The organism is Vibrio sp. 970 (genome assembly GCF_033339075.1).
In genome coordinates this window covers 63,026-87,966 of sequence record NZ_JAWOTW010000015.1, presented here as the reverse complement: position 1 = coordinate 87,966, position 24,941 = coordinate 63,026, and the positions used below count along the sequence as shown (strand labels likewise).

Sequence of the window (24,941 nt, the reverse complement as noted above, 5' to 3'; positions counted from 1 at the left end):
GAAAATGAAAACGTTATAAAGCTTGCTGATATCCTATTTCTCAATAAGTTGGGTTGTGCGTTGAAGCCAGTTTTTATCTTGCGTATCAAGAAAAGGGCTAAGTGCTTGATAGACTCGTGAATGGTAATGATTGAGCCAGTCTAGCTCTGCTTGATCTAGCATTGATAAATCAAGGGCGTTGGTCGCAATTGGAGCAAGAGTGATGGTCTCAAAACCGTAAAACGTGCCGAACTCATTTTGTTCTACTTCTACAACTTTAAGAATGTTCTCTATTCTTACCCCGTACTCACCTTCGCGATAAACGCCTGGCTCATTAGTAATGACCATACCCGGTTTTAGTTCAACCTCGTGGTGGCTTTGCGAGAAATTTTGTGGGCCTTCGTGAACATTCAAGCAAACGCCCACGCCGTGTCCAGTGCCGCACTTGTAATCAATACCATGTTGCCATAAGACGCCACGCGCCATGATATCAAGATTGGCACCCGTAGAGCCTTTCATGAATCGAGTCTGAGTCAGTCGGATGACCGCTTTGAGCACCAAGGTATAATCTTTGCGCTGCTTAATGGTCGGTGACCCGAAGTGGAAAGTACGGGTGATGTCTGTTGTCCCGCCAAGGTATTGGCCACCAGAATCGACGAGAAAGAAGTTGCTTTCATTGACTGCCGCATTGCTTTCTTCATCGGCGGCATAATGCATTTTTGCCCCGTGAGCTGCGAAGCCTGCGATAGTGCGGAAACTGTCACTCACATAATGTCGGGTTTGACGGCGATAGTGATTCAGTTGTGCCTCAGCAGACAATTCTGTAACGAGTCCGCTTGGAACTTGCTCTTCGAGCCAGTTCATAAACCTTACGATTGCCACACCATCATCTGTTAATGCCTGTTCTAGGCTAGTTAGCTCGGTCGCATTTTTTATGGCCTTCATTGCCGTTACAGGGCAAGCCATTGGCTTTAGATTCACATTCCCTTCAATCGAACTCACCAATAAGCTGTCTGTGTGGGTCGGGTTAAAAGCGAGCGATAATCCCTCACATTGCTGATTCAAATACTGACTTACGTAGTTGTAATGGCGAATGTGTACACTCTGATCGGTCAGCGCTCTTTCAACGTCTTGAGGCAGTTTGGCTTTATCAATAAACAGTGTCGCAAGTGATTGCTCTACGACTAGATAGGCTTCAGAAACTGGGCAGTAATTCGTATCACCACCTCGAATATTCATTGTCCACATGACATCATCTAGCGTTGACACTAATAAGCTATCTACTTGGTTCTCGGTTAACCAAGAACGGATTCTCGCTAACTTATTTTCAGTGTCAACGCCAGCAAAAGCGGTGGGGTGCTCGAATACGGGTGCACTTGGGCGAGGTGGTCTTTCAAGCCAAATCGGTGTGAGTAAATCCAGGTCGAGAATGATCTTAATGTTTTTCGCTTCAAAGGTTTGTTTGAGGCCTTGATAAAAAGCGTAACTGATGGCGCGCCCGTCAACCGCGATAATACTGTTTTCTGGTAGCGTGGTAGCCAGCCATTTGGCAACTGTCGGCGTTTCTGGTTGTTTGGCTTTAAACAGTTCAAGTCCTGTGCCGTGTAACTGTTCTTCAGCTTGAATATAGTAACGACCATCAGTCCACAGGCCACCACCTTGTTGGGTAATGACGACATCGCCTGCTGAGCCGGTAAAACCTGAAATCCAGCTTCGCGCTAACCAATGATCCGCTGAGTATTCACTGTTATGTGGGTCATTGTTGGTCACGATATATGCAGACACGTTGTGAAAGGACATTGCCTCACGCAATAACGTAAGGCGTTGGTTTACTGAGTTAGTATTGTTCATTAAATGGTTCCTAAAGTCATATTTGAGCAATAGATATGATGCTGCTCCGAGCCTGTTTTTATTGGGTTCTGTTGCCCGCATACTTCTGTTGCTTCTGGGCATCGAGTACGAAAAACGCAACCGCTCGGTGGGTTAAGTGGAGAAGGAAGATCGCCGGGCAATAGTTGTATTTCACGGTCACGTGCTAATTGCGGATTAGCTATCGGGACAGCAGATAACAGTGCTTTGGTGTAGGGGTGTTGAGCATCATCAAATACTTGATCGTAACGTCCTACTTCCATAGGTTTACCAAGATACATCACCATAACGCGGTCGCTGATATGGCGCACCACGCTTAAGTCATGCGCAATCATCACCAGTGTTAACCCCATTTCTTGTTTAAGATCATCTAGAAGATTGATGACCTGAGCTTGTATGGAGACATCTAGTGCACTAACGGGTTCATCACACACGACCAAATCTGGATTGAGAATTAATGCTCTGGCAATGCCCACACGCTGGCATTGACCTCCGGAAAATTCATGTGGATAGCGGTTTCGCTGGCTCGCCAAGAGACCCACTTTATCCATCATAGCGATGACACGCTTTTCTACCTCTGCCCGTTTAAGCTTTGGCTCGTGGGTGAGCAGTGGTTCGGCGATGCATTCTGAGATGGTTAACCTCGGATTCAAACAAGCGGATGGGTCTTGAAACACCATCTGAAATTCTCTGCGTCGAGAGGAAAGCTCTTTTTTACTAAACCCGAGCATGTCTTGACCTTTCCAAGTCAACTCGCCATGTGTAGGTTCAATTAAGCGAAGTAAGGCGCGAGCAAGTGTTGATTTTCCGCAGCCTGATTCCCCCACAATGCCAAGTGTCTCACCTCGGTAAACATCTAAGTCGATACCATTGACCGCTTTCACGATTTTACGTCGACTTGGAATAAGATGACGTGAAACAGGAAAGTGGACGTTTAAATCACGAGCAGACATGAGGACTTCTTTTTTATTCATAACGCCTCCTTAAGCTTTTATTTGAATAGGAGTGATAACACTGGGTGCGTTAACGTGACAGGCAATGGACTGGCTCGTGTTTAATGGAGAAAACCGTGGGGTTTCGTATTGGCAACGCGTCTCTCGATGCTCGCACCGCTCTCTAAACGGACACCCTTGATGGTTAATCAACGCACTTGGTGGGTTACCTGGGATGGTTGGTAAACGTGGCATATCTTCAGTGATAGAAGGAATTGCCTTTAGCAAGCCTTGAGTGTAGGGGTGCGCAGGTTGAGCGAACAATGTCTCCGTATCGGATTGCTCCATTTTTTGACCACCATACATGACCAATACGCGATCACACATCTCGGCGACGACGCCCATATCGTGAGTGATCAGTAAAATGGCCGTATTGAACTCTTGTTGTAAGTCTCGTAATAGCGTCAAAATTTGAGCCTGAACGGTTACATCTAATGCGGTGGTTGGTTCGTCTGCAATTAACAACTCGGGCTTACACAACAACGCCATCGCTATCATGATTCGCTGACGCATTCCGCCAGATAATTCGTGAGGGTATTGATTCATCCGAGTTTCGGGAGAGGGAATACGCACCGCATCCAACATGTGAATCGATTCAATTTTTGCTTGTTTTCGGCTCATTCCTTTATGAATCATGAGAACTTCACAAAGCTGCTTGCCAATTTTCATGAATGGATTAAGTGACGTCATCGGATCTTGAAAGATCATTCCGATTCTCTCTGCACGGATGCGGTTGAGCTGCTTTTTCGACATCGCGAGTAAATCATCACCGTGGAACATTGCGCTTCCAGACACGGCGCCGTTATCCGCGGTTAACCCCATTAATGCGAAAACAGACTGGCTTTTTCCCGAACCTGATTCCCCAACAATCCCAAGAGTTTCGCCCGCTTTAATCGAGTAGGAGAGATTACTGACCGCTTGCACTTGCCCATCTGGCGTATCGAAGCGAACGTTCATGTTTTCAATAGATAGCATGGGTTTGTCCTTATCGGTCTTTCGGGTCAAGAGCATCACGCAAGCCATCGCCGATGAAGTTAAAACAAAAGAGGGTGGCAACCAAAAACAGAGAGGGAAAAAGCAGCATCCACAATGCAACGTCAATCGTTTTTGCGCCTTCGGAAATTAGGATTCCCCAGCTCGTGTCGGGTGGTTGAACACCAAGCCCTAAGAAGCTCAAAAACGATTCGAACATAATGAATCCTGGTACCATTAAGGAGGAATAAACCATCACGATCCCAAGCACATTAGGCAGAACATGGCGTCGGACAATTGTCAATTTAGAAACCCCAATAGAGTGTGCGGCTTCGATGAACTCTCGCTTTTTTAGACCGAAGGTGACACCACGTACAACACGGGCAATGCCCAGCCAAGATACCATTCCGATCACGATAAAAATCAGGTAGATGTTGTTGCCAAAAAGGGTAACAAACAGGATAACCATAAACATAAATGGCACCGAATCGAGCACCTCAATAATGCGCATCATTACGCTATCGACAACGCCGCCAAGATAGCCGGAAATACTTCCCCAAATCGTACCAATAACAACGGCGACTAAGGCGCCAACAAAACCTACCAAAATAGAGAGCCTGCCACCTTGCATCGTGCGAGCGAAAACATCTTGCCCGAGATCATCGGTACCAAAGTAATGACCACTGCTCAGTGAAGGTTTTCCTAGCTCGTATGGATCGATGAGCACTTCCCAGTCAATTTCATCATGGCCAAAAGCGGCAAGAGAGGGGCCGAAGGTGATGCATAAGGTAATGAACGCCAAAACATACACTGATGTCATCGCGGCTCTGTTTTTACGAAATCGAGTCCATGCATCCTGCCAAAGACTGCGACCTTCGACGGCTTCAATATTGTCGACGACTTGATCTTGAAGAGCTTGTGTATCCAGTTTTTTGATCGTTAACATGCCGTACTCCTAAACGCGTATACGAGGGTCGATAATCGTATATAGCAAGTCGACCACAAGGTTAAAGAAGATAGTGAGTGAAGCGACAATCAGAGTAATGCCCATTACTAGGCCGTAGTCGCGGTTGAGAGCACCAGACACAAAGTGTTGTCCCATGCCACCTGTACCAAAGAAAATGTCGATAATCACCGAGCCTGTCACAACAGACACAAACGCAGGGCCGAGCATCGCAACGACGGGAATAAGGGATGGTCGCAAAGCATGATGGAATAAAATGTAGGTTGTGGACAAACCTTTGGCCTTTGCCGTTCGAATGTATGGTTGGTTGAGTGTTTCAATCATTGCGCCACGCATGACGCGTGCAATACTCGCAATGGAGCCAATCGCCAGGCTGAGCACGGGAAGAACAAGAAAAGCCAGCTTTCCTCCTTCCCAACCACCAGCAGGGAACCAGCCGAGCTGAATGGCGAAGATCATGACTAAAACTGGAGCAAGCACGAAAGCCGGAACCACAACTCCAGTCATCGAAAGTGTCATCAGGCCGTAATCTAGGCGGCTATTTCGGTTCAATGCCGCAATGGTGCCAAGCAACATGCCAAGTGGAACGGAAATGCAAAAGGAGAGTACGCCTAATACTGCTGAAACTGGCCATGATTGTGCGACGAGCTGTGTAACACTGAAGTCTTGATAAACGAAGCTCGGACCGAGATCTCCTTGTATGAAATTACCAATGTAAATCCAAAACTGAGTAAGGAAGGGCTGGTCCAAATGGAATTTTGCTTCGATATTCGCACGTACCACCTCTGGCATAGGCCGTTCCATATCAAATGGCCCCCCTGGTGCAATGTGCATCAGCCAAAATGATACGAGTGCGATGAATAGAAGCGTGGGGATAGCGATAGCTAATCGCTTAACAATGTACCAAATCATGATCCATCATCCTTTGGTCATCCGAAATCACTTCGAACGGTTATGAATAAAAAATGGTCTGAGCTCAGGTTGCCTTCTCCACCGAGAGATATGAGGAACGGCAAGTAAACATTGAACTTGCCGACTCAGACCGAAAACATGCTTTTAGTGGGCTTTTACATAGACATTCTTGCGGTAGTACGACGACTCAGGGTTTGTCAGTTCGTAGCCGCCCACGTAAGGCTTGATGAGGTATTGATCGTTACCCGGACGATAAATAGGAATAATGGCCATGTCTTCAATCAGCATGCTTTCTGCTTGTAGATACAGTTCTGATGGGTTGCTCATGGTCTTTGAGCGAGCCATTAACTCGTCGTATTGCGGGTTGTTATAACGAGAATCGTTGTACTCGCCATTAGAAACAAAGATATCTAACCACGTAGAGGCTTCATTGTAGTCGGCTGTCCAGCCGCCGCGAGTAATGTCGGTCGGCTCTTTAAGTGCGTAGAACACTTTCGGTTCTAGCTGTTTTATCGTGACTTGCGCACCCAATCGGCTTTTCCACATGCCTGCCATGGTGGTTGCCATTTTTACGTCCATCGAGAAAGTTGGTACGGTAAACGTTAACTTAAGCGGATTGCTTTTATCGTATCCAGCTTCTGACAGTAATTGCTGCGCTTTTTCGATACGTTTATGGCGGTTCCAAGTTGCGAACTCAGGAGTGTGAGATTTAAAACCATCTGTTTGAGGTGGCACAAGGGTATACATTGGAACCCCACCGTTTCTCAAAATAGCACTCGTTAACAGTTGACGGTCAATGGCATATGAGAGGGCTTTACGAACCCGCACGTCTTTTGTTGGCCCTTGTTGAGTGTTGAGGTAATAGAATGTGGAGCCAAGAGACGCACTGGTGCTTGCCACTTCTTGTGGGCGTTGTTGAATTAACTTTTTCTTCTGAGCGGCAGGAATGGAAACCGCTTGGTCTATCTCACCAGCTAGGTAGCGGTTTAGCACTACGTTTGCATCACCAATTGGTAGCCAGGTGACTTTTTCCAGCACTACATTGCTTGCGTCCCAATAATGTGGATTTTTAACCATCACCAGTTTTTCGTTAACTTTCCATTCAGAGACAGTAAACGCACCATTTGTAACTATATGTTCTGGCTGGGTCCAACGGTTGCCATGTTTTTCAATGGTCGCTTTATGAACGGGGGCAAGCACTGGATGACTTAATAGTTTCGTAAAGAAGGGAATAGGCTCTTCTAGTGTTACCTGGAACGTTTTTTCATCCAGCGCCTTCACGCCCAAAGACTCGGGTGCGGCGTCGCCCTTCATAATCGCTTGCGAGTTTTCGATATTTGGAATGGCCGCAAACCAAGCGTATGGTGAAGCAGTGCTTGGATTCAGTAAGCGTTGCCAGCTGTAGACAAAATCTTGTGCAGTGACCGTTTCGCCATTTGACCATTTTGCATCACGTAAGTGGAAGGTATAAACCGTATTGTTGTCATTGACTGACCAAGACTCAGCAACACCAGGAATGGTTTTACCTTGCTTATCTTGAATGACCAGACCTTCAAACAGGTCTCGACCGAGATTAAAAGCGGGCTCTGCGGCTTGCTTGGCTGGGTCAATAGAAGTAACTTCAGCTCCATTGTTTAGCGTAATTTCTTGTATCTCATCGAGGGTCACACCTGCGGGATGCGGTGCGGCATAGCTTGATGTTGCCAGTATTGGACTCATCATCGACGCTAATAAAAGCAACTTAGGTAATTTCATCCTTGTCTCACTCTTTTCATCCTGAAAGATGTCAAAAATGTATATTGTATAAATTGTCTACACAATCGAGTTTTAACATTACTGTAACAGGGGGTCAGGTGTTGAGCTGTCTGGTCTCAAAAAGTGAGCTAGGGGAATTTCTTTGAAGATCTGATATCAAGTTGGCATGACGGGAAGTAATTTTGCTTCGATACAAATTAAAATCCCCTTCAAGCACAGGCTAGAAGGGGAAGATAGTCAGTCTGCTCTTCAAAAGGCACGACGTTAACTGACTAGGAAATGTTTCACGAACTCAGTGATTTTGACCATATCACTTACCGCGATAAACTCTTCTGTCGTGTGTACTTTTGCCATGCCAGTTGAAAGGTTGACAGTTGTGAGACCTTTCTTGTTAAAGTTGTTGGCATCGCTACCGCCGCCAGTGCCTTTTGTGAAGGCGTCAATTCCCAACTCTGAAAATGCTGCTTTTATAGCGTTTACGTGTGGGTGGTTTTCTTCAATAACAAAAGCGTCATAGGCTCGGCTAGATTCAATTTCGACTTCTGCACCGTGTTTTTTACAGACAGACTCTAATGTTGAGATCATATGATTGACCTGAGCATCTAGTTTATCGCCATTCAGGGAGCGTGCTTCTGCCACGATTTTTAATTCAGGCATAACAATGTTTGTGGCCTGACCGCCGTTAACCATACCGATGTTGGCTGTCGTTTCTTCGTCGATGCGAAGCAGCTTCATTTGGTTGATGGCATCTGCCGCCACCATGATCGCACTGATGCCTTCTTCTGGCGCAAGCCCTGCGTGTGCTGGTCGACCTTTGATTTTTGCCATGATTTTTTGCTGGCCTGGGGCTGCGGTCACAATGGTGCCAATAGGGCCACCTGTGTCTAACACGATTGCTTCCGTTGAATTGACATGTGACATATCGAAGTATTGTGAACCGAATAAGCCGCCTTCTTCATACACGGTGAAAGCAAGTTCTAACGTTTTGTGCTCACGGTTTTCCGCTTGAATACAACGAACGGCTTCCATGATAGCAGCAATACCAGATTTATCATCGCCACCAAGAATCGTATTGCCTTTTGAACGGATAACACCGTCTTCGATGATTGGCTCAATGCCAATGCCTGGAGTGACCGTATCCATATGACAGCTCATTAGGATAGAGCCGTCTTTTTTGCCGTCTAAACGGGCGTATAGGTTAAAGCCGTTAGAAATGTGCTTAGGCACTGGAAGCTTGTGCACGGTGAAGCCTAGGTCGCCTAGCTGCTCTGCCAGTGTTTCTGCAATTTGTTTTTCGTTTGTTGATTCGCTATCGATACGTACCAGTTGGCAAAAATGTTCAACTAAGCGTTCTTGATTAATGTGTGTCATTAGATGTCTCTTTTTCTGATCGAGCGTGAAGCCTTGTGGCTCGGCTCGATAGGGAACAGAGCACCACTTATGGCATAGTTACTTTTGAATAAAACTGAGGTGAATCAATAAAGGGGTATCCATGACACGATTCTGACCGATGAGCCTTTCGAACTGTATGAAGCGTCACGAAACATTACTTTCGATGTTTTGTAGGACCAAATGAATGAAGCAGATAGAAATAGGGGGCAATAGGCTTTCTATCCCTCTTTTACTTTTTAAGCTACGTTGCCAAGATAAAATGCCAAAGTAACAATTTGTTTACATTTTTCATGTTGGCGTAAAGCCGAAAATATCAATCTAATATATTGAAAATAAGCAATTTGTTTGATGTTTACGAAAGTGGGTTCGATGCGCTCTCTGTGTGTAACATATATTTTACAATTATGCGTAAAAATCGCCAAGATAAAGATTTCTCCCCACGTATTCCAATTTCTCAAGACCTGCGCCAAGTTAGAAAAATAAGTCCAAACAAAAGCTACTGAGACAAGGAGAAAGTCATGGTTGATGCATATAACCCATTAGGAACAGACGGATTTGAGTTTGTTGAATATACCGCTGCTGACAACAAAGGCATTCAACAGCTTAAAGATCTGTTTATATCGTTAGGTTTTGCGGAGATTGCAAAGCATCGCTCAAAAGAAGCGTGGTTATATCGACAAGGTGACATTAGCTTTATTGTGAATGCGCAGCCGCATAGCCAAGCTGAGGGATTCGCCAAAGTTCACGGTCCGTCGGTTTGTGGCATGGCATTTCGTGTGAAAGACGCCACCGTTGCTCTGGCGCATGCGTTAGAGAATGGCGGTAAAGAATATAAAACGGAAATTGGGCCGATGGAGCTAAGCATTCCTGCTATTTATGGCATCGGTGAAAGCTTGCTTTATTTTGTCGACCGTTATGGAAAGCAGAGCATCTATGATGTCGATTTTCGTTTTTATAATGATGCTGATGAGCGTTTATCAAAAGCGAATGTTGGTCTTTACGAAATCGACCACTTAACGCACAACGTTAAGCAAGGCAACATGGATGTCTGGTCTGGTTTCTATGAGCGCATTGGTAACTTCCGCGAAATTCGTTATTTCGATATCGAAGGTAAGCTGACTGGTCTTGTCAGCCGTGCGATGACCGCACCTTGCGGCAAAATCCGAATTCCTATCAATGAGTCGTCAGATGATAAATCACAGATTGAAGAGTTTATCCGTGAATACAATGGCGAAGGTATTCAACACATCGCATTGACCACTGACGACATCTACGAAACGGTCAAAACCTTGCGTGAGCGAGGCATGGACTTTATGCCAACGCCAGATACTTATTACGAGAAAGTCGATCAGCGTGTTGAAGGCCACGGCGAAGATGTAAGCAAGCTTCGTGATTTGCAGATTCTTATTGATGGTGCGCCAACGAAAGATGGCATCTTGCTACAAATCTTTACTCAAACCGTTATCGGCCCTGTGTTCTTCGAAATCATCCAACGTAAAGGCAATGAAGGCTTTGGCGAGGGTAACTTCAAAGCGTTGTTTGAATCGATAGAAGAAGACCAAATTCGCCGAGGAGTATTGAGCGATGCATAAATGGATCACATTCCCTCATCGGGAGGGAGTGTGCTCTAAACAAGCACATGCTGACTTCCCGGAAGAGGCAATTTATGAACGTGAGGCAGGTCGAAGTGGCTTCTTCGGCCCCGCAACACATTTTCATCATCAACATGCCCCAACGGGGTGGTCTGAGTGGGAGGGCGAGCTACGTCCACGAGCGTTTGATTTTAATCTAGTCGAAAAAGCCAGCCATATTACCCCTTGGGCAGTCCCGCATCTATTACACAACGCGAATTGTAAAGTTCGTGTTTGGCGTATGGATGAAAAAATGGACTTCTTGGTGAGAAATGCAGATGGCGACGAACTGCTATTCATCCACCAAGGTACGGCAGATCTCTACTGTGATTATGGTCATTTGAAAGTGAGCGAAGGGGATTATGTCATGATCCCGCGCTCAACGAGCTGGCGTTTAGAACCAAGCGAGCCGATGTTCATTCTGATGATTGAAAACACCGATGCGGCTTATACATTGCCCGAAAAAGGCATGGTTGGAAACCACGCGGTGTTTGATCCGGCGGTTTTAGAAACGCCGTCGATCAACGATCAGTTCCGTGCTCAATATTCTGAGAATCAAACACAGGTTCAGGTGAAACGCCACGATAAAGTCAGTGTTATCACTTACCCATTCAACCCGCTGGATGCGATTGGGTGGCATGGTGATTTGGCGGTAGTAAAAGTGAACTGGCGTGATATTCGTCCACTTATGTCACATCGTTACCATTTACCGCCTTCTGCACATACTACATTTGTAGGAGCAGGATTTGTGGTGTGTACCTTCGTTCCTCGTCCAATTGAAAGTGATCCTGGAGCGCTCAAAGTACCGTTCTACCACAACAATGACGATTATGACGAAGTCTTGTTCTACCATGCAGGTGATTTTTTCAGCCGTGACAACATTGAAGCAGGCATGGTGACATTCCATCCAGCAGGATTTACGCATGGTCCTCACCCGAAAGCTTTCAAGGCAGGGCGAGAGCATAAGAAGACTTTTGCCGACGAAGTCGCGGTCATGATTGATACGCGTCACGCACTTCAGTTTTCGGATGAGCTGGAAAAAGTAGAAAACAAAGAATACGTCTATAGCTGGCAAGAGAAGTAAGAGGCAAGGATGAAATTAGCAACCAAGAAAAATGGCACTCGTGACGGTTTGTTGATGGTCGTGAGCAAAGACTTAACGCGCTGCGTACCAGCGACAGAAATTTTCCACCCCATGAACTTAGCACCGACGATGCAGGTGGCACTTGATAACTGGGATACGCTAGCACCGCAACTGGAAGAGCTATACGTTGCACTGAACAATGGCACGGTTGCAGGGTATGAAGAGTTTGAAGCGCACTACTGCGAGTCGCCGCTTCCTCGCGCTTATCAGTGGGCTGATGGCAGTGCTTACGTAAACCACGTTGAGTTGGTTCGAAAAGCTCGCGGCGCTGAAATGCCAGAGAGTTTTTGGACGGACCCGTTGATGTACCAAGGAGGCTCTGATGCCTTTATTGGACCTTGTGACAACATCGAGTTTGCGAGTGATGAATGGGGTATTGATTTCGAAGGTGAAGTTGCTGTGGTAACTGGTGACGTACCAATGGGCGCGAGTGTTGCAGAGGCTCAGGAGTCGATTCGTTTGATCATGCTGGTGAATGATGTCTCACTGCGTGGTCTAATTCCGGCAGAGTTAGCTAAAGGGTTTGGTTTTTTCCAATCTAAACCTTCTTCTGCGTTTTCTCCTGTGGCAGTAACACCTGACGAACTAGGCGATGCGTGGTACGAAAACAAAGTGCATTTACCACTGGTCTCGACCTACAACCACAAGCCGTTTGGTCGCCCAAATGCGGGTATCGATATGACGTTTGATTTTGCAGACTTAATTGTTCATGCGACTAAAACGCGCCCGCTATCTGCTGGGGCAATTATAGGTTCTGGCACGGTATCTAATAAGCAAGGCACCGAACATGGCACTTCGATTGAGGAGGGTGGTGTTGGTTATTCATGTATCGCGGAAGTTCGCATGATTGAAACCATTCGTGATGGTAAGCCGTCGACTAACTTCATGTCGTTTGGAGATTCTATTAGATTGGAAATGTTCGATGCGGATGGCAACAACATATTCGGTTCGATTGACCAACAAGTTAGCCAATATCTCAAGCACTAACAGTGCTGGTTGGGAGACGATATGAGCGATAGCATGATTTTATACGGATACTGGCGATCATCGGCGGCATATCGTGTGCGTATTTGCTTGAATCTTAAAGAGTTACCGTATGATTCAAAATCGGTACACTTGGTGCGCAATGGTGGCGAACAACACAGTAACGAGTACCATGAGTTAAACGCTTCTGAACTGGTTCCTTTGCTGGTGGATGGGGAGGTTCAGTTAACCCAGTCACTGGCGATCATTCAATACTTAGAAGAACACTACCCGGATGTCACTGTGATCCCCGAGCAAACGCCGCTTCGATACCAAGCGCTAGCTTTGGCTCAGGATATTGCAATGGAGATTCATCCCCTGAATAACTTAAGAGTTCTACAGTATTTAGAGGGGGAGTTAGCTTGCGAGCCAGAGCGCAAAGTCGCTTGGATTCATCACTGGATCCACAAAGGTTTTACAGCATTAGAAGAGAAACTTCAGAAGCATCGTAAACTAAATGGTGATTGCAAGTTTAGCCTGACAAGCTCGCCATCTATTGTCGATATTTGTCTGGTACCACAATTTTATAACGCACAACGCTTTGGTGTAGATACCTCTCTTTATCCAACCATTAACGCTGTTGTGCAGTCATGCAATCAACTGCCCGCTTTTATTGATGCGATGCCAGAGAATCAGCCAGACGCTAATAGTTGATTCTTAGCATACATAATGTATTAACAAAATTTAAACGAGCCAATCCAAGTGTGTGATTGGCTTGTATTTATTGGTGAGCAAAATTTTCTGTTTCTCGCTATCGTCGTGGCGCCTCAAAATTGCGAGGTTTTGTTGCTCTGCATAACATTTCCATTTACGCTTTGAGCAACGAGTTGTTTTGGATGCACTTTATTTATGACCAACATTTTTATCATTGTTGTTCTTCTGGTTTTATTCTTCTTTGTTATTCAAAAGTACGTGATTAAGCACGATGACACGCGTGATTATCCTTATCGCTCGAAAGGCCCTCTGCTCAGAGGTCAAGAGGGTGCGTTCTATAATGCGTTAAGAGCTGCGGTCGGGGAGCATGCCGTAGTATTCGCGAAAGTAAACATGTCCAGTTTGGTTACGCCAAAAGAAATCAAAAATAAGAAGCAGTTTTTTGTCGCGAACAATCGTATATCTCGAAGCTATTTTGATTACGTTATTTGTGACCCAAGGACACTAGAGCCGCGCGTTATCGTTGAATTGGATAATGGGCAGGAGCTAAACAAGGGTAAGATAGAAAGACAAAAGTTATTGATTCATGTTTGTAAGACGGCCAACCTGCCTTTAATCGGCGCCTCGGTAAAGCACAGTTATCAAGTTGGGCGATTACGTCGTTTGCTTGCGGCACACATTGATTTGATTGAGCCCGATAAAGAAGTGCGTTTTTGTAAAAAATGCGGCAGTCCGATGATCATTAAAACCGCAAGCCAAGGTGAGTTCAAAGGGAGACGTTTCTTTACTTGTAGCCGTCAGCCGAATTGTACATACACCGAAAATTATAACGTTGTGTTTGAGGCGGATGACTAAACACGACAATTAACCTGCAGAAATAAGGGGCTTTGATTAGAGATGATCAAAGCCTTTTTTGTATCTGTCCTCAAGGCAAGACCTATACTTTGAAAAAGAGTGCAGAATAGGGCAGCCATATGCGATACGGATGGATTTTGTCAGCATTGTTCATCGCATCTAATGTTAGTGCGATACCTAATTTGAAACCACTGGAGTGTGAATTGACAGAGACACCCCAAGATCATTTCTTGTTTTACCGAGAGCAAATGGTTTACCACAGTGAGCAGTTTGTCATATTTCAAAACTTCAAAGGCAGGGTGAGCACTCAAGTAGACGTCAAAACAGGAGAGTTGATTCGTACAACCTATATCGGCGAACCATTTAAACCTAAATATCAGATTTTGTTCGGCACTTGCCCTAAGGTATCGCAAACCTTACAGATTTGGATGCTCAGTGAAGTGCCTTACGACAATTAAGTGAGATAATAAAAGTTATATAGATCACACTTTTAAACCCTGCAGGCTCAGTCCTTGTCGATAAAATCATCTGAAAACGCGTGTTGAGCTTACATTTTCGCCAAACGGTTCAAAGTTGGTAAATTTGTGCTTGCACCGTCGTTCGCTTATAGCTAATATCCTCGTCGTTCCAGAGAAATGCGTCCGTAGCTCAGCTGGTTAGAGTATCGCCTTGACATGGCGGGGGTCGGTGGTTCGAGTCCACTCGGACGCACCATTCTGAATTGAATGGTTAGGAACATAAAAATTTGGGTCCGTAGCTCAGTTGGTTAGAGTACTACCTTGACATGGTAGGGGTCGGCGATTCGAGTTCGCCCGGACCCACCAAATTTTAAAAAAGCCCACCTTTTGGTGGGCTTTTTTGTGTCTGTAATTCATTGATACTAAGTAAAACTACTTCTTTTCTTGTCCCTTGTTTTTGCTCTGCGTTAGCCCCTTGTTAAAGATAAAAGCGCACTACCTGATCCGCAACACAACCTCAAAACCCTAAATGCAATGCATAAGGTGCATACACTTCAAACCCACTAGAGCCGTCTATAAATCATGTTGCGTGCCACTAGCCGTGGCATTAGAGACACTGACTATTAATCTAAATTATCTGGCGTGTGAAGATTGGTGCCGCATATTGTACATTTGTAGTCACCAGTCGCTTCGCCTTCCATTAATGAGCTAATTATTGCTGCAAATAGACCTGAGAAGAAACCTTTAGCTTTTTTCTCGGTCTTTTCCTGCGCTTTAGAGAAGCTTTCGTACCGATGTAGCGTTACTTCTTTACAATTACAGCAAAACGCTCTTGTCTCTTCAGAACCGTACATTTTTACCAATTGATTTACTCCCTGTAAGTTAATTTCCCCAAGTGGCGTTATGTTCAAGGGTAAGTCGCTCAAGACTGATGTGTGACTTACCCTAAACACTAAAACTAACGTAATGTAAAACACCACATGTTATGAATGATTATTTAACGCCTTGTTATCCGAGCTTGCTAACTCTGCTGATTGAATAGTTGTGGCAATAAGCTCTTCAAACAGCTCTAATTGCCCAGCAGGTATCAATTGATTTTGTATAGCTTTTCGTTTGTTTGAGTCAAATAGCCGCTCTGTTAACCAACCAATTAGATACATCAGTGAAAGGCAGCCACCGGCCGTCGCTACATTACCGTCTATCACGAGAGGCAGATCCTGAACATCTCCTCCCATACTTTGTAGAACATCCTTTGCATCTGGGTTTGTTGTTAATCGCTTGCCTTTTAGTAAACCTAGTTCATGGAGGATGAATGATCCCGCACAAATCGAACCTATTAGCTGCCTATTTGGATCAAGATTCAACGCTGACATAAATTCAGCATCTTTTAAAGCGGCTGGAATACCCCGTTTGCCGCTTGTAATAAGAACGACATCTTGATTCGTCACCTCAGAAAGGTGTCCGTCTGTTTTAACTTTCATACCGAGGTGGGAATGATGTTCAGATTTAGTTCCAAGTATACTTACTGTCCAACTGTCGGTTGTGCGCCCCAGCAAGTCATACATAAGAAAGAAATCGATATCCGTGAAATCATCAAATAAAACAACGCCGATTTTATACATAACATTTATCCTTTTGGACTTACTCGTAAGTCGCAAAATGTGTAGTAGGAGGGGGTATTCGATACACAAGCTTCTGCTAAGCACCTTAAACACCAAACGCGGTGCAAACTAACAATGCCATGTGTGCCAAATCCCTATTATAAAACTTTGTTATGTTTGTTTTACGAGCCCGCCCAGAAAAACTCAACCCTAATACCACTTGGGTCGTAACACATTAAATGTTTTGCGGGTCCTGTCTTAACAAGCTCGGGACCAAACTCAATTTCGATTCCCGACGCCATAAATTGATCACGCAACTCATCGAGTTGCTTCTCAGTCTCTACGAGTAAAGCTAAGTGATGCAAACCAATATTCGTTTTTCTGTCAAATGGAGTGGCGGCATCAGCCTTAGCCGCCCATAGTGTAAGCATGATATGCCCATCACTCACAAATATTGCCGGGTAGTCTGGGTTTCTTTTTACTTCACTCCAACCTAATTGTTCAGTGAAAAACTTCGCGCTTGCTTCTAGGTTAGATACGGTTAAACCTACGTGGTGTATGCCTTTTGTTAACACAGTCACTTTGTTTCCTTACTCGTTTTAATGGCTATCAAACAAAGATAACTCGATAAAAAGTAAGCATCAATACACATATATTGATTAACTTCGTCAATCTATTCGAATACGGTAATCCAACTGGAAACATTACATTGTAAACAAGAAACCCAATCTTGAACTAAAAATTAAACTTAGAGTTCATTCTTAAGTCCTGTATTAATCAAATACATTAATAGCCATAATATTTAAGCCAGCCTATAGGGCATATCATTCCATTAAAGGTTTGAATGTTCTTATTCAAGCTAACGTCTTCCAATTTGTAACAGTGAACAACATTACTAGTCGAAGTAGATGCTGGTGTTGAATACGTCACAGGTTTAGAAGCGTTTGCTTTATGTATTTCATGTGCTCGCTGTTGGTCTATCGCCACTTGATTCTTATGATTGTTAACTTCTCGCAATCCAGATTCTAGGGGTAGGTGCCAATCCTTACATGTTGTTCCTAAACCATCATTCTGAGACTGATATTCTGATAACGCTACACGAGCTTCATTTACCGACTGATCGATATCGGACTGATCGACTAGCCAAGTAGAAAAAGAATAGTTAATGGCCTCTCGATAGTTTACCGATTGCTCTAAGCTATAAGCATCGGAATGAAAACAGGCCTCTACCACTGCCCATTGAGTCGATAGGTTTGATAATACGTTTTCAGGTATAGGCTGTAGCTGGCTTTGCGTAGACTGGCAACCGGCTAGAAGAAAAGGGACAGGGAGTAGTTTTAGAAAAAATTTTTGGTTCATTTTAATCTTAAAATTAATGCAATCTTTTTCATTATCATAATACAGGACGATTGAAGAAAGTAGCATTTCTATCAGTAAGGGAATGTGGCTAACGCACTGATAAGGTGTGAGTAAAGCGATATCAAAGCCCTCAACACACCTTAACTACGAATACTACCGCATAACAAAGATGCTATGCGGTAACGGTAGTATTCAGGCTTGAACAGTTTGTCGCACGTTGCTCTCGCCTGACAGCACGGAAATTCTCTCAAAATCTCGACTCGGGAAGTCAGGGTCTACGTACACAAACATACGACTTATCATTTTTCCTTCAAACTCAAATACACTACAAAAACGCCCTGTGGAAACTTTGTTGTCCGGCCAAGAGGTACCATCACTCATTACGCCGCCTTCCTGTCCTTCAACAATGACCTTGTTTCCAGCAGTCGTTATTTGAAAGCCGTCTATGTCGTGCCAGATACTAATCAACGAGCTACCAATCCTATTGCCAAACTCCACTAAGGCACTCTTTCCTTTCGCTTGCCCAAATTTAGGAAAGAAAAAATCAACATCCTCTGAGAATAGATCCAGATAGCTAGGATCACCGGCATCTATTTTCTCGAAATACTTAACTACTAGCCCAACTAAATCGTCTTTTTCCATAATTATTTCACACCCATATTAGCTTTACGCACAACGCAGGGTTAAGTAGTAAGCGGAGCGACCACTCGACCTGAACGTTTGCATCTTAAACACTGAGTACATTTAAACTGAAATTGCCAAGAGTTGCGAATCTTATTGAAGTGCTTTGTTAGATGTAATCCGTTTAGCCTACGTATACTCCATTGAAGTACTCGACGCGTTCTAACGTCATTCTTAACTTACACTCTTCAATCTGGACACCTTGCCAGGGTGAGGGTGTGGAAGACAGGCCCGTAAATTCACATTCGGCGTCTCTGTATTTTAGCCAAGCTCTTTGGGCCTTTCGAAATGGCTCTACCAGTTCGGTCTGAGACCATGTTTTCCTTAGTGCTTTTTCTTCCTCACCTATTCTAGCGATTGCTTCCTTGTAACTTTCGTTAAGCTCTTTATCTGCAGACTCCATCTTCTTTTCTACACACTGATAACCAGCCATAACGCCACCGCCTTTTACTTTGCAGGGATCTTCAACATCAGCAGAAGCCAAGCAAGGTAAAGAAACCAACGCAAATATCATAAGTAATTTGTTCAAAATTGCCTCCAAGCTCCGAGTGCTTGTTAAACCGTTATCAGCTATTTTTCCTTTTTAATCATGCAGCTTTTTGTCTGTGCCTTCAAAGATAAAATAGAAGGTTAGTGATTCTAGTGCCTAAATAGAAGGTAAAAGAGATTGATACACGGGTTAAATGACGCCTTAATCTGAGTTACTTTTAGTGGGCGTTTTGTATCAATCTTTTCTGTGGAATCATTAGTTTGATGGCGTCTGAGGATGTTAATATGACTCCCATTGAATTTATTATCGCCCTGAAACACCTAGGTTGAATTAAGTGGTGACTATTCCCCTCCAATCATGAAGTTGGTTCAAAGGTAGGGCGATAAATGTTGCGATTCGTAATAAAAATTTATGCCAAGTGCAGTTCGCTATCGCGGCTTATATTGAGTTGGGCAATAACCTCTAATGATGTCTGAGTTTCGTAGCTTGTTGTGTTTTGTATTGCGCCCCGAAACCCTTTTACGCCACAATTTAAAGCTACTTGATTTGAGCCGGCTACGCATAAACTGAATCACGTCGGATTCATTCAAACCAAATTGAAATTCGATAGCCTCAAATGGGGTGCGGTCTTCCCATGCCATTTCTATTATTCTTGACTCAGTTTCCGAGGTCAGTTTCATTTCAAATAACCTATTTTAGAAAAGACATTGTTACGACGGAAATTGAGTCTTGGTTCAAATGTTCTTATATGCGTGCTTAGTGTTTAGCGACTTAACACCTACAAAAACTTCTCAATGAGGACTTCGTCTACGTATTTCCCACGAACTTTTGCATGCTTCTTCGCGGTCCCTACGATTTCGAAGCCTTGTTTGAGATAGGCTGATAACGCTCGCTCATTATCGCTGCGAACGTACGCAAATAGTTTTTCGTAACCCTTTTGTTTGGCTGCTTCGAATGTCGATTTGAAAAGCTGTTTAGACACACCTTGGCCACGAACACCGTCACTAACAAACGTACCAATTATGCCAACATGGTCAAAAGCTTTTGTATATTGTGCAAAGGGCTCGATATTTTGGAAACCAATGACTTGTGAGCTATTTTCGGATAAAGCGACTGTAAACACGCCCCGTTCTGGGAAATGAGTAATGAACTCTTTTTCTTCTTCAGGTGTGAAAGGCGTATCTAATACAGTGTATAAACCTTCAATAATGATGGGATTGAGGACGTTTGTAATGCCTTCAGCATCACCTAAAGTTACCTGACGTACAATTAAATTCATGCCACTTAGCTCCTATTAAAATTAGGGCTGTTTTGTACATGAGTTGGAGAATTGCGGCAACAAGTAACGTCATTAAGTCGTAAAGAATATACCTATTACACTTAAGCGGCGGTTAATAGTGCTGATTGTTACTTTAGTATTTCTGATATATCACTTTTTAAGTGACGGCTTAACTTCTACAGAATATTTCCACATCACGATCCCGTTTTCTACAAGATCATAACTCGCGCTTTGACCCTCGGAGTTGAGTACAAATACCGGCAATTCCATCCTTGACGTAGCGCCATCTCGGTTGCATGACATGGTAGCTTCAAGCTGTATGCTATTTTTGCTCGGTTCTGAAAGGGTTCCTAAGTACGTGCAGCCGTCGACAAAACTGGTTTTGCTTTTTCCTTTAGAGGACATTTCAAAAGTCGGAAAAATGAATGTTGATTGAGGCTCTGTTACTACCACATTGACTTGATAGTTCGTCGCTGAAAAAGCATTGAAATGAGCTCCAAGCATAAGTAAGAACAAGATTTTTGATTTCATAAACTCTTCTTTATTTCGATATTACTAGTTTGGTTACGGCGCTATTAACGTGACCACTTAATCTAAAACTTTACTGCGGAAGCATTAAAAAGGATACAAAGGTAGAGTAGTTGAATATGGTTAATCGGCCGTAAATAGTTTTATTAAGCGATTTTACATACCTAAAAGAGGTAAGTTCTTTCGCTTTTGATAGGTTAATGCTAATTCTAAACAGGTCTTGATTGAAGCTTCTGGCAAAGGCGCTGATAAAGATAGAATTATTGCTCGATTACCCTGAAACTCAAGTGAGTCACTATACAGTTCGCGGAATGTGTCGACGAGCTTAGTTTGGCAATTAAAGAACAGATAATAACGACTAGGCGTTTTCTGTTTCCAATCCATCCTTACCGGGCTACCTGTTTTCACACTGTAGCTTGGCTCTCCCCATTTTAGAGATTCTTCAACTTCCCCCAGTTTTAATTCAGAAGCGATAGTTAAGACGATATTTCGTAGCTCTTCTATCCGAATACGCACATGTTTTGGATACTCATCAAATCTTGCCTTCACTGCATGGTTCATTGGTATCTCCTATAAATAGCGCTGTTTTGGGGTGAAGCCCAAGCATACTTTGGCTATGTAGCAATTACGTCATAATGTTATTAATCAATAAATCTAGCACATAGCCAAAATACTAAGCGTAAGGGTTTCCCTCGGTTACGTTTAGGATGCTCTGGGTGAAAACATGATGATTGACATGCCAAGCATAGCGACAGAAACCCCCACTATGTCCCAGAGCGTTGGTCGAACGCCGTCGATACACCACAACCATAGAATTGCGACAAAAATATAGACACCACCGTAAGCGGCATAAACTCTGCCAGTTGCGGTAGGATGTAAAGATAGAAGCCAAGCAAACATAGCAAGGCATAGCGCTGCTGGTACCAAAAGCCAAACTGACTTATCTTCCTTTAACCAGAGATAAGGTAAGTAGCAGCCTAATATTTCTGCAATGGCGGTTATAAAGAAAAGCCCAATGGTTTTGACTTCAGTCACTTAAACATTCCTATCTTTCTCTACAAATATATGATGCTTGTTAAATGGGCAATTGCTCGGCTCATTACATTTCGCCCAGCTTAATCTTGGATTGAGCCTCACTCACGGTTTGTTTACCGAATAACAAATCCATCATCGAAATGATTCGTTTGTTGTCTTTACCCCATTTATCTGGATTCGCGCTGTTTGGTGCTTTAAATTCAACTTGTCCTACTTTTTCGTTATTTTTGTAGGCTTTAATCTGAGCATCAGCGATAAATGTTCTAAAATCCCAGCTCCAGCGTGATACGTAAGTAAGTGTCAGCTCAGAGCTAACAGGAGGCGTGCCATCGCTTACGACTGTGCATTTATGGGCGGTATCCAAACACCAGTCTTGCATCGAATCTAAGAAAACATCTCGCGTGGCGTTGTCTTTTACGATGGTGATTTCCTTGCTCTGATTTTCTTTCGAGATTGTTTCTACAGTATACTTTGGTGCCGCACATGCAGCTAATAGAATAGGCAAGCTTAGAATGATGAGTTTTTTGTGCATCTTATGTCTCTTTATTTAAATTTATATATTCAAACAACTTCAAGATACTGAGTTCAACGAGAATAACTAACAAGCATGGCAACTGTTATTAACAAAACCTTTAGAGTAGAAGGGTTTGTTTCGGGAGTATGCCAATGTCTCGAAGCAAATAATTAGTAAGAGATTGCTATTGCGTTATGTTAACTCTTGAACTTATGTCCGTATCAATGTCCAGAATTCTTCGCATTGAAGTTTTTTGAAGTGCAATTCTAACGGAATTTTAAATTGCTGCATAATGCTCAATTAAGAGGAATAGGGGAGCTTATCGTTAAACATAACGTGTAGTGCTGTAAATTCGTCCCTAAGACTAAGCTAAAAGGGCCTAATGTTTTAAAATAGCTTCTTGTCTATTCTGTTGTGTGAGTTTTCAATGTTGTCTCATACTAGCCACTTAAAAGAGCGCTGTAAGAACTCGTCTGCATTATCAAGGACGATTTCGCCGTGAGCCATAACCAATATATTAGGTTTCCAAGACAGCAATTTATTTAAGTGTTTTCGAGCCTCTTGTTTGCTAAACATAAAACTTAGGCGCCAATCCAAAGGCATTTTTCCATTCGGAGCAAGAATACCGGCCCCTTTAGCCACAAACCGCTGCCAGTAGTTAAAGTCCTGGCCAGAAAAATTCTCGACGAGGTCAGTAACAATTAAGGTCTTTGAAAGTCGATGATAAAACACACACTCTTCCATTAATGGAGAGCCAGAAAATAGTTCTTGTTCAACCTCAGAGTTCCAAGCATTACCGCCTTGGTTAAGTGAAGCGTGAAAGTGTATATCACGGCACTTCTTGATGACTTCATCTGTGCCATAAACTTCTGCGCTAGGATAGGCAAATACCCATTCAGATAAGAACAAGTGGTGTAAATGATTAGGAGCGATTAAGTATTTCACTTGGCCTAGATTGTTGATTTGCTCTCTAATCGAATTTGATAACTTAATTGGACTATGAACCCAAAGGCCACCATCAGAAAGCCTAACAATAGTCATACGAGTGGTGTATGGGAGTCCTAAGAATTGGACGGGATCTCCGTCAAATATCCATATCTCTTGGGCTAACTTTTTCATGTCTCTCCAACCGTTAACACTGTATTAAGGCGGCATTTAAGTTACTCAAAAGCTGCCTTGTTGCACAATAAACGCTTCGCTAAGCGTAAACCAAAAATATTAGGTTTACCAAACCCTTATTGAGTGCAGCTGTACATCTTTGAGTATTTTTATACTGAACGAACGTAAAGTAGTTTTAAGAGGATCATTTGACTTGATAGAACAAAACCCCGCTATTTTTGAGCAGGGTTTTGCAATTAGATAAAGGGGCTAACCGATGATGAAGAAGAAAATCGCGGTTGCAACAATACCAATCAACGCATAAGGAAACTGTGTGGTTGCGTGTTGCATTGCTGTACAGCCCGAACCTTGTGCAGATAACACGGTTGAGTCACTAAAGAAACAAGAGTGGCTCCCTGCCGCTGATGCTGAAAGCAGCGCTGCAACGGTTAAGTGTAGAGGCACACCAAGCTGTTCGCCCAAAGGTAGAACAATTGGCATCGCTACTGCAAACGTTCCCCAAGACGATGCCGTTGCAAATACCAACGCGCCCGTAATCATAAAGATAATCGCCGGGAAGTAAGACGCTGACAGGTAAGGGCTGACGGTCTCAATGACATACTGCGTGACGCCCAATGAGTCGTTGACCGATTTCAACATGAAACCACCAATAACGGTCGCAAGCGGCAGTAGCATAACCTTAATGCCATCATAAACAGCTTCGAACATGTCGTTCATCGAGATCAGTTTTTGTGCGCCGTAAAAGCTAATAGTAAAGATTAACGCGACGAAAACACCAGCAAGTAGATCGATACCAAAATACCAACTTGCAGCAACAAGTACGATCATTGGTAACAAGAAGTTGACAAGGCCCATGGTTGGGTTGGTATGTGCAGATACATCGGGACCAAAGTCGACATCTGTTGCACCGTCTGGACGAACTTGACCATTCTTCGCACGCTTTTCTGCCTTTTTCATCGCACCTAGATCTGGGATCTTTTCCATTGCAACCAGCAAAACAATCACCAGCGTTACCCAGCCGTAAGCCATGTATGGAATAGCTTCAATGTATGCTTTGATACCATCTCCCGCTTCTGCTACTCCGTTTGCTTCTAGCAACGAACTGAAGAAAATTGCCCAAGTGGAAATCGGTACGAGGATACAGATAGGCGCGGCGGTTGAATCCACAAGATATGAGAGCTTTTCACGCGAGATTTGGTAGCCGTCCGTAACTTTTTTCATTGAGGAAGAAATTGCAATCGCATTCAAATAATCGTCGATAAAGATCAGAATGCCTAACGCAAAGGTCATCAGCATCGATTGCTTACGGCTTTTTACTTTCGTGACCAGCATGTCGGAGAAGCTTAAGATACTGCCGCCTTTCTCCAAAATAGCAATTAGGCCGCCCATCAAACCACAAACGAGGATGATCCAAGCAATAGTTTCATCCATCATTACACTCATGGAAATATCAACAATCTGTTCCACCGCTTCAGTTGGGTTAAGCAGAAGAACACCGGCAATAGCGCCGCTAAAGAGGGCTTCCACAGTTCGGTGTGTTGTCAGCGCAAAGACCAATACCAACGCCGTTGGTAAAAGACTCATCCATCCGTAGGCTTCGCCTTCCTCATGGTTCAAACCGATTGTGGTAAAAAAGACAAACGTCGCAACCGAGATTAAAGAAACAATAATGTGTTGAGAGTTGATTTTAAGAGGCGCATCCAGCGCCTTGGTCTGCGTAGTCATAAAGTTCATT

27 protein-coding genes and 2 tRNA genes are annotated in these 24,941 nt (G+C 43.8%); 8 read left to right on the top strand and 21 right to left on the bottom strand.

Annotated features, from left to right (window positions below; genetic code table 11):
• Nucleotides 1-33: 33 nt before the first annotated feature.
• The 7 genes from R7Q11_RS19610 to R7Q11_RS19580 all read right to left on the bottom strand — a co-directional run bounded on the left by R7Q11_RS19610 (nucleotide 34) and on the right by R7Q11_RS19580 (nucleotide 8,814).
• The gene (locus R7Q11_RS19610) at nucleotides 34-1,830 is read right to left on the bottom strand and encodes an aminopeptidase P family protein (protein WP_053350405.1); all 1,797 of its coding nucleotides are present in this window, start codon (nucleotides 1,828-1,830) and stop codon (nucleotides 34-36) included.
• On the bottom strand, nucleotides 1,830-2,822 hold the full coding sequence (locus R7Q11_RS19605; protein WP_017633963.1) for an ABC transporter ATP-binding protein: 993 nt from the start codon (nucleotides 2,820-2,822) through the stop codon (nucleotides 1,830-1,832). The genes R7Q11_RS19610 and R7Q11_RS19605 overlap by 1 nt, the downstream gene beginning before the upstream one ends.
• Before the next feature lie 9 nt (nucleotides 2,823-2,831).
• Nucleotides 2,832-3,815 carry an ABC transporter ATP-binding protein gene (locus R7Q11_RS19600; RefSeq protein WP_225466654.1) on the bottom strand — a complete coding sequence of 328 codons (984 nt, stop codon included), beginning with the start codon at nucleotides 3,813-3,815 and terminating at the stop codon, nucleotides 2,832-2,834.
• Between the two features lie 10 nt (nucleotides 3,816-3,825).
• Entirely contained in the window at nucleotides 3,826-4,758 is a 933-nt protein-coding gene (locus tag R7Q11_RS19595; RefSeq protein WP_005377839.1) for an ABC transporter permease subunit, read from the bottom strand.
• Between the two features lie 9 nt (nucleotides 4,759-4,767).
• The gene (gene oppB, locus R7Q11_RS19590) at nucleotides 4,768-5,688 is read right to left on the bottom strand and encodes an oligopeptide ABC transporter permease OppB (RefSeq protein WP_005377838.1); all 921 of its coding nucleotides are present in this window, start codon (nucleotides 5,686-5,688) and stop codon (nucleotides 4,768-4,770) included.
• Nucleotides 5,689-5,832: 144 nt separating this feature from the next.
• Nucleotides 5,833-7,443 (bottom strand): peptide ABC transporter substrate-binding protein, encoded by a 1,611-nt coding sequence (locus R7Q11_RS19585; RefSeq protein WP_132936608.1) that lies wholly within the window; start codon nucleotides 7,441-7,443, stop codon nucleotides 5,833-5,835.
• 264 nt (nucleotides 7,444-7,707) lie between these two features.
• Nucleotides 7,708-8,814: a M20/M25/M40 family metallo-hydrolase gene (locus R7Q11_RS19580; RefSeq protein WP_213969537.1), complete on the bottom strand. Its 1,107-nt coding sequence runs from the start codon at nucleotides 8,812-8,814 to the stop codon at nucleotides 7,708-7,710.
• A gap of 539 nt (nucleotides 8,815-9,353) precedes the next feature.
• Between R7Q11_RS19580 and hppD the strand changes: the two genes are divergently transcribed.
• The 8 genes from hppD to R7Q11_RS19540 all read left to right on the top strand — a co-directional run bounded on the left by hppD (nucleotide 9,354) and on the right by R7Q11_RS19540 (nucleotide 14,966).
• Entirely contained in the window at nucleotides 9,354-10,427 is a 1,074-nt protein-coding gene (gene hppD / locus R7Q11_RS19575; protein WP_130546050.1) for a 4-hydroxyphenylpyruvate dioxygenase, read from the top strand.
• Entirely contained in the window at nucleotides 10,420-11,550 is a 1,131-nt protein-coding gene (locus tag R7Q11_RS19570) for a homogentisate 1,2-dioxygenase (RefSeq protein WP_042521907.1), read from the top strand. Before hppD ends, R7Q11_RS19570 begins: the two co-directional genes overlap by 8 nt.
• A 9-nt stretch (nucleotides 11,551-11,559) precedes the next feature.
• The gene (locus R7Q11_RS19565; protein WP_025766743.1) at nucleotides 11,560-12,597 is read left to right on the top strand and encodes a fumarylacetoacetate hydrolase family protein; all 1,038 of its coding nucleotides are present in this window, start codon (nucleotides 11,560-11,562) and stop codon (nucleotides 12,595-12,597) included.
• A gap of 21 nt (nucleotides 12,598-12,618) precedes the next feature.
• Nucleotides 12,619-13,287 carry a maleylacetoacetate isomerase gene (gene maiA / locus R7Q11_RS19560; RefSeq protein WP_054574090.1) on the top strand — a complete coding sequence of 223 codons (669 nt, stop codon included), beginning with the start codon at nucleotides 12,619-12,621 and terminating at the stop codon, nucleotides 13,285-13,287.
• Nucleotides 13,288-13,482: 195 nt separating this feature from the next.
• Nucleotides 13,483-14,142: a DUF2726 domain-containing protein gene (locus R7Q11_RS19555; RefSeq protein WP_047100684.1), complete on the top strand. Its 660-nt coding sequence runs from the start codon at nucleotides 13,483-13,485 to the stop codon at nucleotides 14,140-14,142.
• 119 nt (nucleotides 14,143-14,261) lie between these two features.
• The gene (locus R7Q11_RS19550; RefSeq protein ID WP_005377830.1) at nucleotides 14,262-14,600 is read left to right on the top strand and encodes a hypothetical protein; all 339 of its coding nucleotides are present in this window, start codon (nucleotides 14,262-14,264) and stop codon (nucleotides 14,598-14,600) included.
• Nucleotides 14,601-14,779: 179 nt separating this feature from the next.
• Nucleotides 14,780-14,856: transfer RNA gene (locus tag R7Q11_RS19545), tRNA-Val, on the top strand.
• Between the two features lie 33 nt (nucleotides 14,857-14,889).
• A tRNA-Val gene (locus R7Q11_RS19540) sits at nucleotides 14,890-14,966 on the top strand.
• 257 nt (nucleotides 14,967-15,223) lie between these two features.
• On the opposite strand, the gene R7Q11_RS19535 is transcribed toward R7Q11_RS19540, so the two are convergent.
• From R7Q11_RS19535 to R7Q11_RS19470, 14 genes are all read right to left on the bottom strand, one after another.
• Entirely contained in the window at nucleotides 15,224-15,454 is a 231-nt protein-coding gene (locus R7Q11_RS19535; protein WP_017820907.1) for a hypothetical protein, read from the bottom strand.
• 129 nt (nucleotides 15,455-15,583) lie between these two features.
• Complete coding sequence (locus R7Q11_RS19530; RefSeq protein ID WP_225466653.1) at nucleotides 15,584-16,222, bottom strand: DJ-1/PfpI family protein; 639 nt, start codon at nucleotides 16,220-16,222, stop codon at nucleotides 15,584-15,586.
• A 161-nt stretch (nucleotides 16,223-16,383) separates the two neighbouring features.
• On the bottom strand, nucleotides 16,384-16,782 hold the full coding sequence (locus R7Q11_RS19525; RefSeq protein WP_017820909.1) for a VOC family protein: 399 nt from the start codon (nucleotides 16,780-16,782) through the stop codon (nucleotides 16,384-16,386).
• Nucleotides 16,783-16,987: 205 nt separating this feature from the next.
• Nucleotides 16,988-17,560 (bottom strand): hypothetical protein, encoded by a 573-nt coding sequence (locus R7Q11_RS19520; RefSeq protein ID WP_225466652.1) that lies wholly within the window; start codon nucleotides 17,558-17,560, stop codon nucleotides 16,988-16,990.
• 192 nt (nucleotides 17,561-17,752) lie between these two features.
• The gene (locus tag R7Q11_RS19515) at nucleotides 17,753-18,202 is read right to left on the bottom strand and encodes a nuclear transport factor 2 family protein (RefSeq protein ID WP_005377826.1); all 450 of its coding nucleotides are present in this window, start codon (nucleotides 18,200-18,202) and stop codon (nucleotides 17,753-17,755) included.
• Between the two features lie 163 nt (nucleotides 18,203-18,365).
• Nucleotides 18,366-18,755, bottom strand: a complete 390-nt coding sequence (locus R7Q11_RS19510; protein WP_042522523.1) for a lysozyme inhibitor LprI family protein — start codon at nucleotides 18,753-18,755, stop codon at nucleotides 18,366-18,368.
• Between the two features lie 404 nt (nucleotides 18,756-19,159).
• Nucleotides 19,160-19,411 carry a TIGR03643 family protein gene (locus R7Q11_RS19505; protein WP_005377824.1) on the bottom strand — a complete coding sequence of 84 codons (252 nt, stop codon included), beginning with the start codon at nucleotides 19,409-19,411 and terminating at the stop codon, nucleotides 19,160-19,162.
• Between the two features lie 98 nt (nucleotides 19,412-19,509).
• Complete coding sequence (locus tag R7Q11_RS19500; RefSeq protein ID WP_213961785.1) at nucleotides 19,510-20,010, bottom strand: GNAT family N-acetyltransferase; 501 nt, start codon at nucleotides 20,008-20,010, stop codon at nucleotides 19,510-19,512.
• Between the two features lie 150 nt (nucleotides 20,011-20,160).
• Nucleotides 20,161-20,541, bottom strand: coding sequence for a hypothetical protein (locus R7Q11_RS19495; RefSeq protein WP_225466651.1), 381 nt, complete (start codon nucleotides 20,539-20,541; stop codon nucleotides 20,161-20,163).
• 153 nt (nucleotides 20,542-20,694) lie between these two features.
• A complete protein-coding gene (locus R7Q11_RS19490) occupies nucleotides 20,695-21,099 on the bottom strand; it encodes a DUF1801 domain-containing protein (protein ID WP_017633973.1) in 405 nt (134 codons plus the stop codon).
• 141 nt (nucleotides 21,100-21,240) lie between these two features.
• Nucleotides 21,241-21,573, bottom strand: coding sequence for a YnfA family protein (locus R7Q11_RS19485; protein WP_005377819.1), 333 nt, complete (start codon nucleotides 21,571-21,573; stop codon nucleotides 21,241-21,243).
• A gap of 64 nt (nucleotides 21,574-21,637) precedes the next feature.
• On the bottom strand, nucleotides 21,638-22,105 hold the full coding sequence (locus R7Q11_RS19480; protein WP_005385757.1) for an Sbal_3080 family lipoprotein: 468 nt from the start codon (nucleotides 22,103-22,105) through the stop codon (nucleotides 21,638-21,640).
• Between the two features lie 417 nt (nucleotides 22,106-22,522).
• Complete coding sequence (locus tag R7Q11_RS19475; protein WP_225466650.1) at nucleotides 22,523-23,206, bottom strand: DUF4336 domain-containing protein; 684 nt, start codon at nucleotides 23,204-23,206, stop codon at nucleotides 22,523-22,525.
• A gap of 249 nt (nucleotides 23,207-23,455) precedes the next feature.
• Entirely contained in the window at nucleotides 23,456-24,931 is a 1,476-nt protein-coding gene (locus R7Q11_RS19470) for a Na+/H+ antiporter NhaC family protein (protein WP_005377816.1), read from the bottom strand.
• Nucleotides 24,932-24,941: the final 10 nt, after the last annotated feature.

Excerpts from the sequence above, each read along its gene's own strand:
- R7Q11_RS19610 (WP_053350405.1), bottom strand. The coding sequence starts at position 1,830 with ATGAACAATACTAACTCAGTAAACCAACGCCTTACGTTATTGCGTGAG.
- R7Q11_RS19605 (WP_017633963.1), bottom strand. The coding sequence starts at position 2,822 with ATGAATAAAAAAGAAGTCCTCATGTCTGCTCGTGATTTAAACGTCCAC.
- R7Q11_RS19600 (WP_225466654.1), bottom strand. The coding sequence starts at position 3,815 with ATGCTATCTATTGAAAACATGAACGTTCGCTTCGATACGCCAGATGGG.
- R7Q11_RS19595 (WP_005377839.1), bottom strand. The coding sequence starts at position 4,758 with ATGTTAACGATCAAAAAACTGGATACACAAGCTCTTCAAGATCAAGTC.
- oppB (WP_005377838.1), bottom strand. The coding sequence starts at position 5,688 with ATGATTTGGTACATTGTTAAGCGATTAGCTATCGCTATCCCCACGCTT.
- R7Q11_RS19585 (WP_132936608.1), bottom strand. The coding sequence starts at position 7,443 with ATGAAATTACCTAAGTTGCTTTTATTAGCGTCGATGATGAGTCCAATA.
- R7Q11_RS19580 (WP_213969537.1), bottom strand. The coding sequence starts at position 8,814 with ATGACACACATTAATCAAGAACGCTTAGTTGAACATTTTTGCCAACTG.
- hppD (WP_130546050.1), top strand. The coding sequence starts at position 9,354 with ATGGTTGATGCATATAACCCATTAGGAACAGACGGATTTGAGTTTGTT.
- R7Q11_RS19570 (WP_042521907.1), top strand. The coding sequence starts at position 10,420 with ATGCATAAATGGATCACATTCCCTCATCGGGAGGGAGTGTGCTCTAAA.
- R7Q11_RS19565 (WP_025766743.1), top strand. The coding sequence starts at position 11,560 with ATGAAATTAGCAACCAAGAAAAATGGCACTCGTGACGGTTTGTTGATG.
- maiA (WP_054574090.1), top strand. The coding sequence starts at position 12,619 with ATGAGCGATAGCATGATTTTATACGGATACTGGCGATCATCGGCGGCA.
- R7Q11_RS19555 (WP_047100684.1), top strand. The coding sequence starts at position 13,483 with ATGACCAACATTTTTATCATTGTTGTTCTTCTGGTTTTATTCTTCTTT.
- R7Q11_RS19550 (WP_005377830.1), top strand. The coding sequence starts at position 14,262 with ATGCGATACGGATGGATTTTGTCAGCATTGTTCATCGCATCTAATGTT.
- R7Q11_RS19535 (WP_017820907.1), bottom strand. The coding sequence starts at position 15,454 with ATGTACGGTTCTGAAGAGACAAGAGCGTTTTGCTGTAATTGTAAAGAA.
- R7Q11_RS19530 (WP_225466653.1), bottom strand. The coding sequence starts at position 16,222 with ATGTATAAAATCGGCGTTGTTTTATTTGATGATTTCACGGATATCGAT.
- R7Q11_RS19520 (WP_225466652.1), bottom strand. The coding sequence starts at position 17,560 with ATGAACCAAAAATTTTTTCTAAAACTACTCCCTGTCCCTTTTCTTCTA.
- R7Q11_RS19515 (WP_005377826.1), bottom strand. The coding sequence starts at position 18,202 with ATGGAAAAAGACGATTTAGTTGGGCTAGTAGTTAAGTATTTCGAGAAA.
- R7Q11_RS19510 (WP_042522523.1), bottom strand. The coding sequence starts at position 18,755 with ATGATATTTGCGTTGGTTTCTTTACCTTGCTTGGCTTCTGCTGATGTT.
- R7Q11_RS19505 (WP_005377824.1), bottom strand. The coding sequence starts at position 19,411 with ATGAAACTGACCTCGGAAACTGAGTCAAGAATAATAGAAATGGCATGG.
- R7Q11_RS19500 (WP_213961785.1), bottom strand. The coding sequence starts at position 20,010 with ATGAATTTAATTGTACGTCAGGTAACTTTAGGTGATGCTGAAGGCATT.
- R7Q11_RS19495 (WP_225466651.1), bottom strand. The coding sequence starts at position 20,541 with ATGAAATCAAAAATCTTGTTCTTACTTATGCTTGGAGCTCATTTCAAT.
- R7Q11_RS19490 (WP_017633973.1), bottom strand. The coding sequence starts at position 21,099 with ATGAACCATGCAGTGAAGGCAAGATTTGATGAGTATCCAAAACATGTG.
- R7Q11_RS19480 (WP_005385757.1), bottom strand. The coding sequence starts at position 22,105 with ATGCACAAAAAACTCATCATTCTAAGCTTGCCTATTCTATTAGCTGCA.
- R7Q11_RS19475 (WP_225466650.1), bottom strand. The coding sequence starts at position 23,206 with ATGAAAAAGTTAGCCCAAGAGATATGGATATTTGACGGAGATCCCGTC.
- R7Q11_RS19470 (WP_005377816.1), bottom strand. The coding sequence starts at position 24,931 with ATGACTACGCAGACCAAGGCGCTGGATGCGCCTCTTAAAATCAACTCT.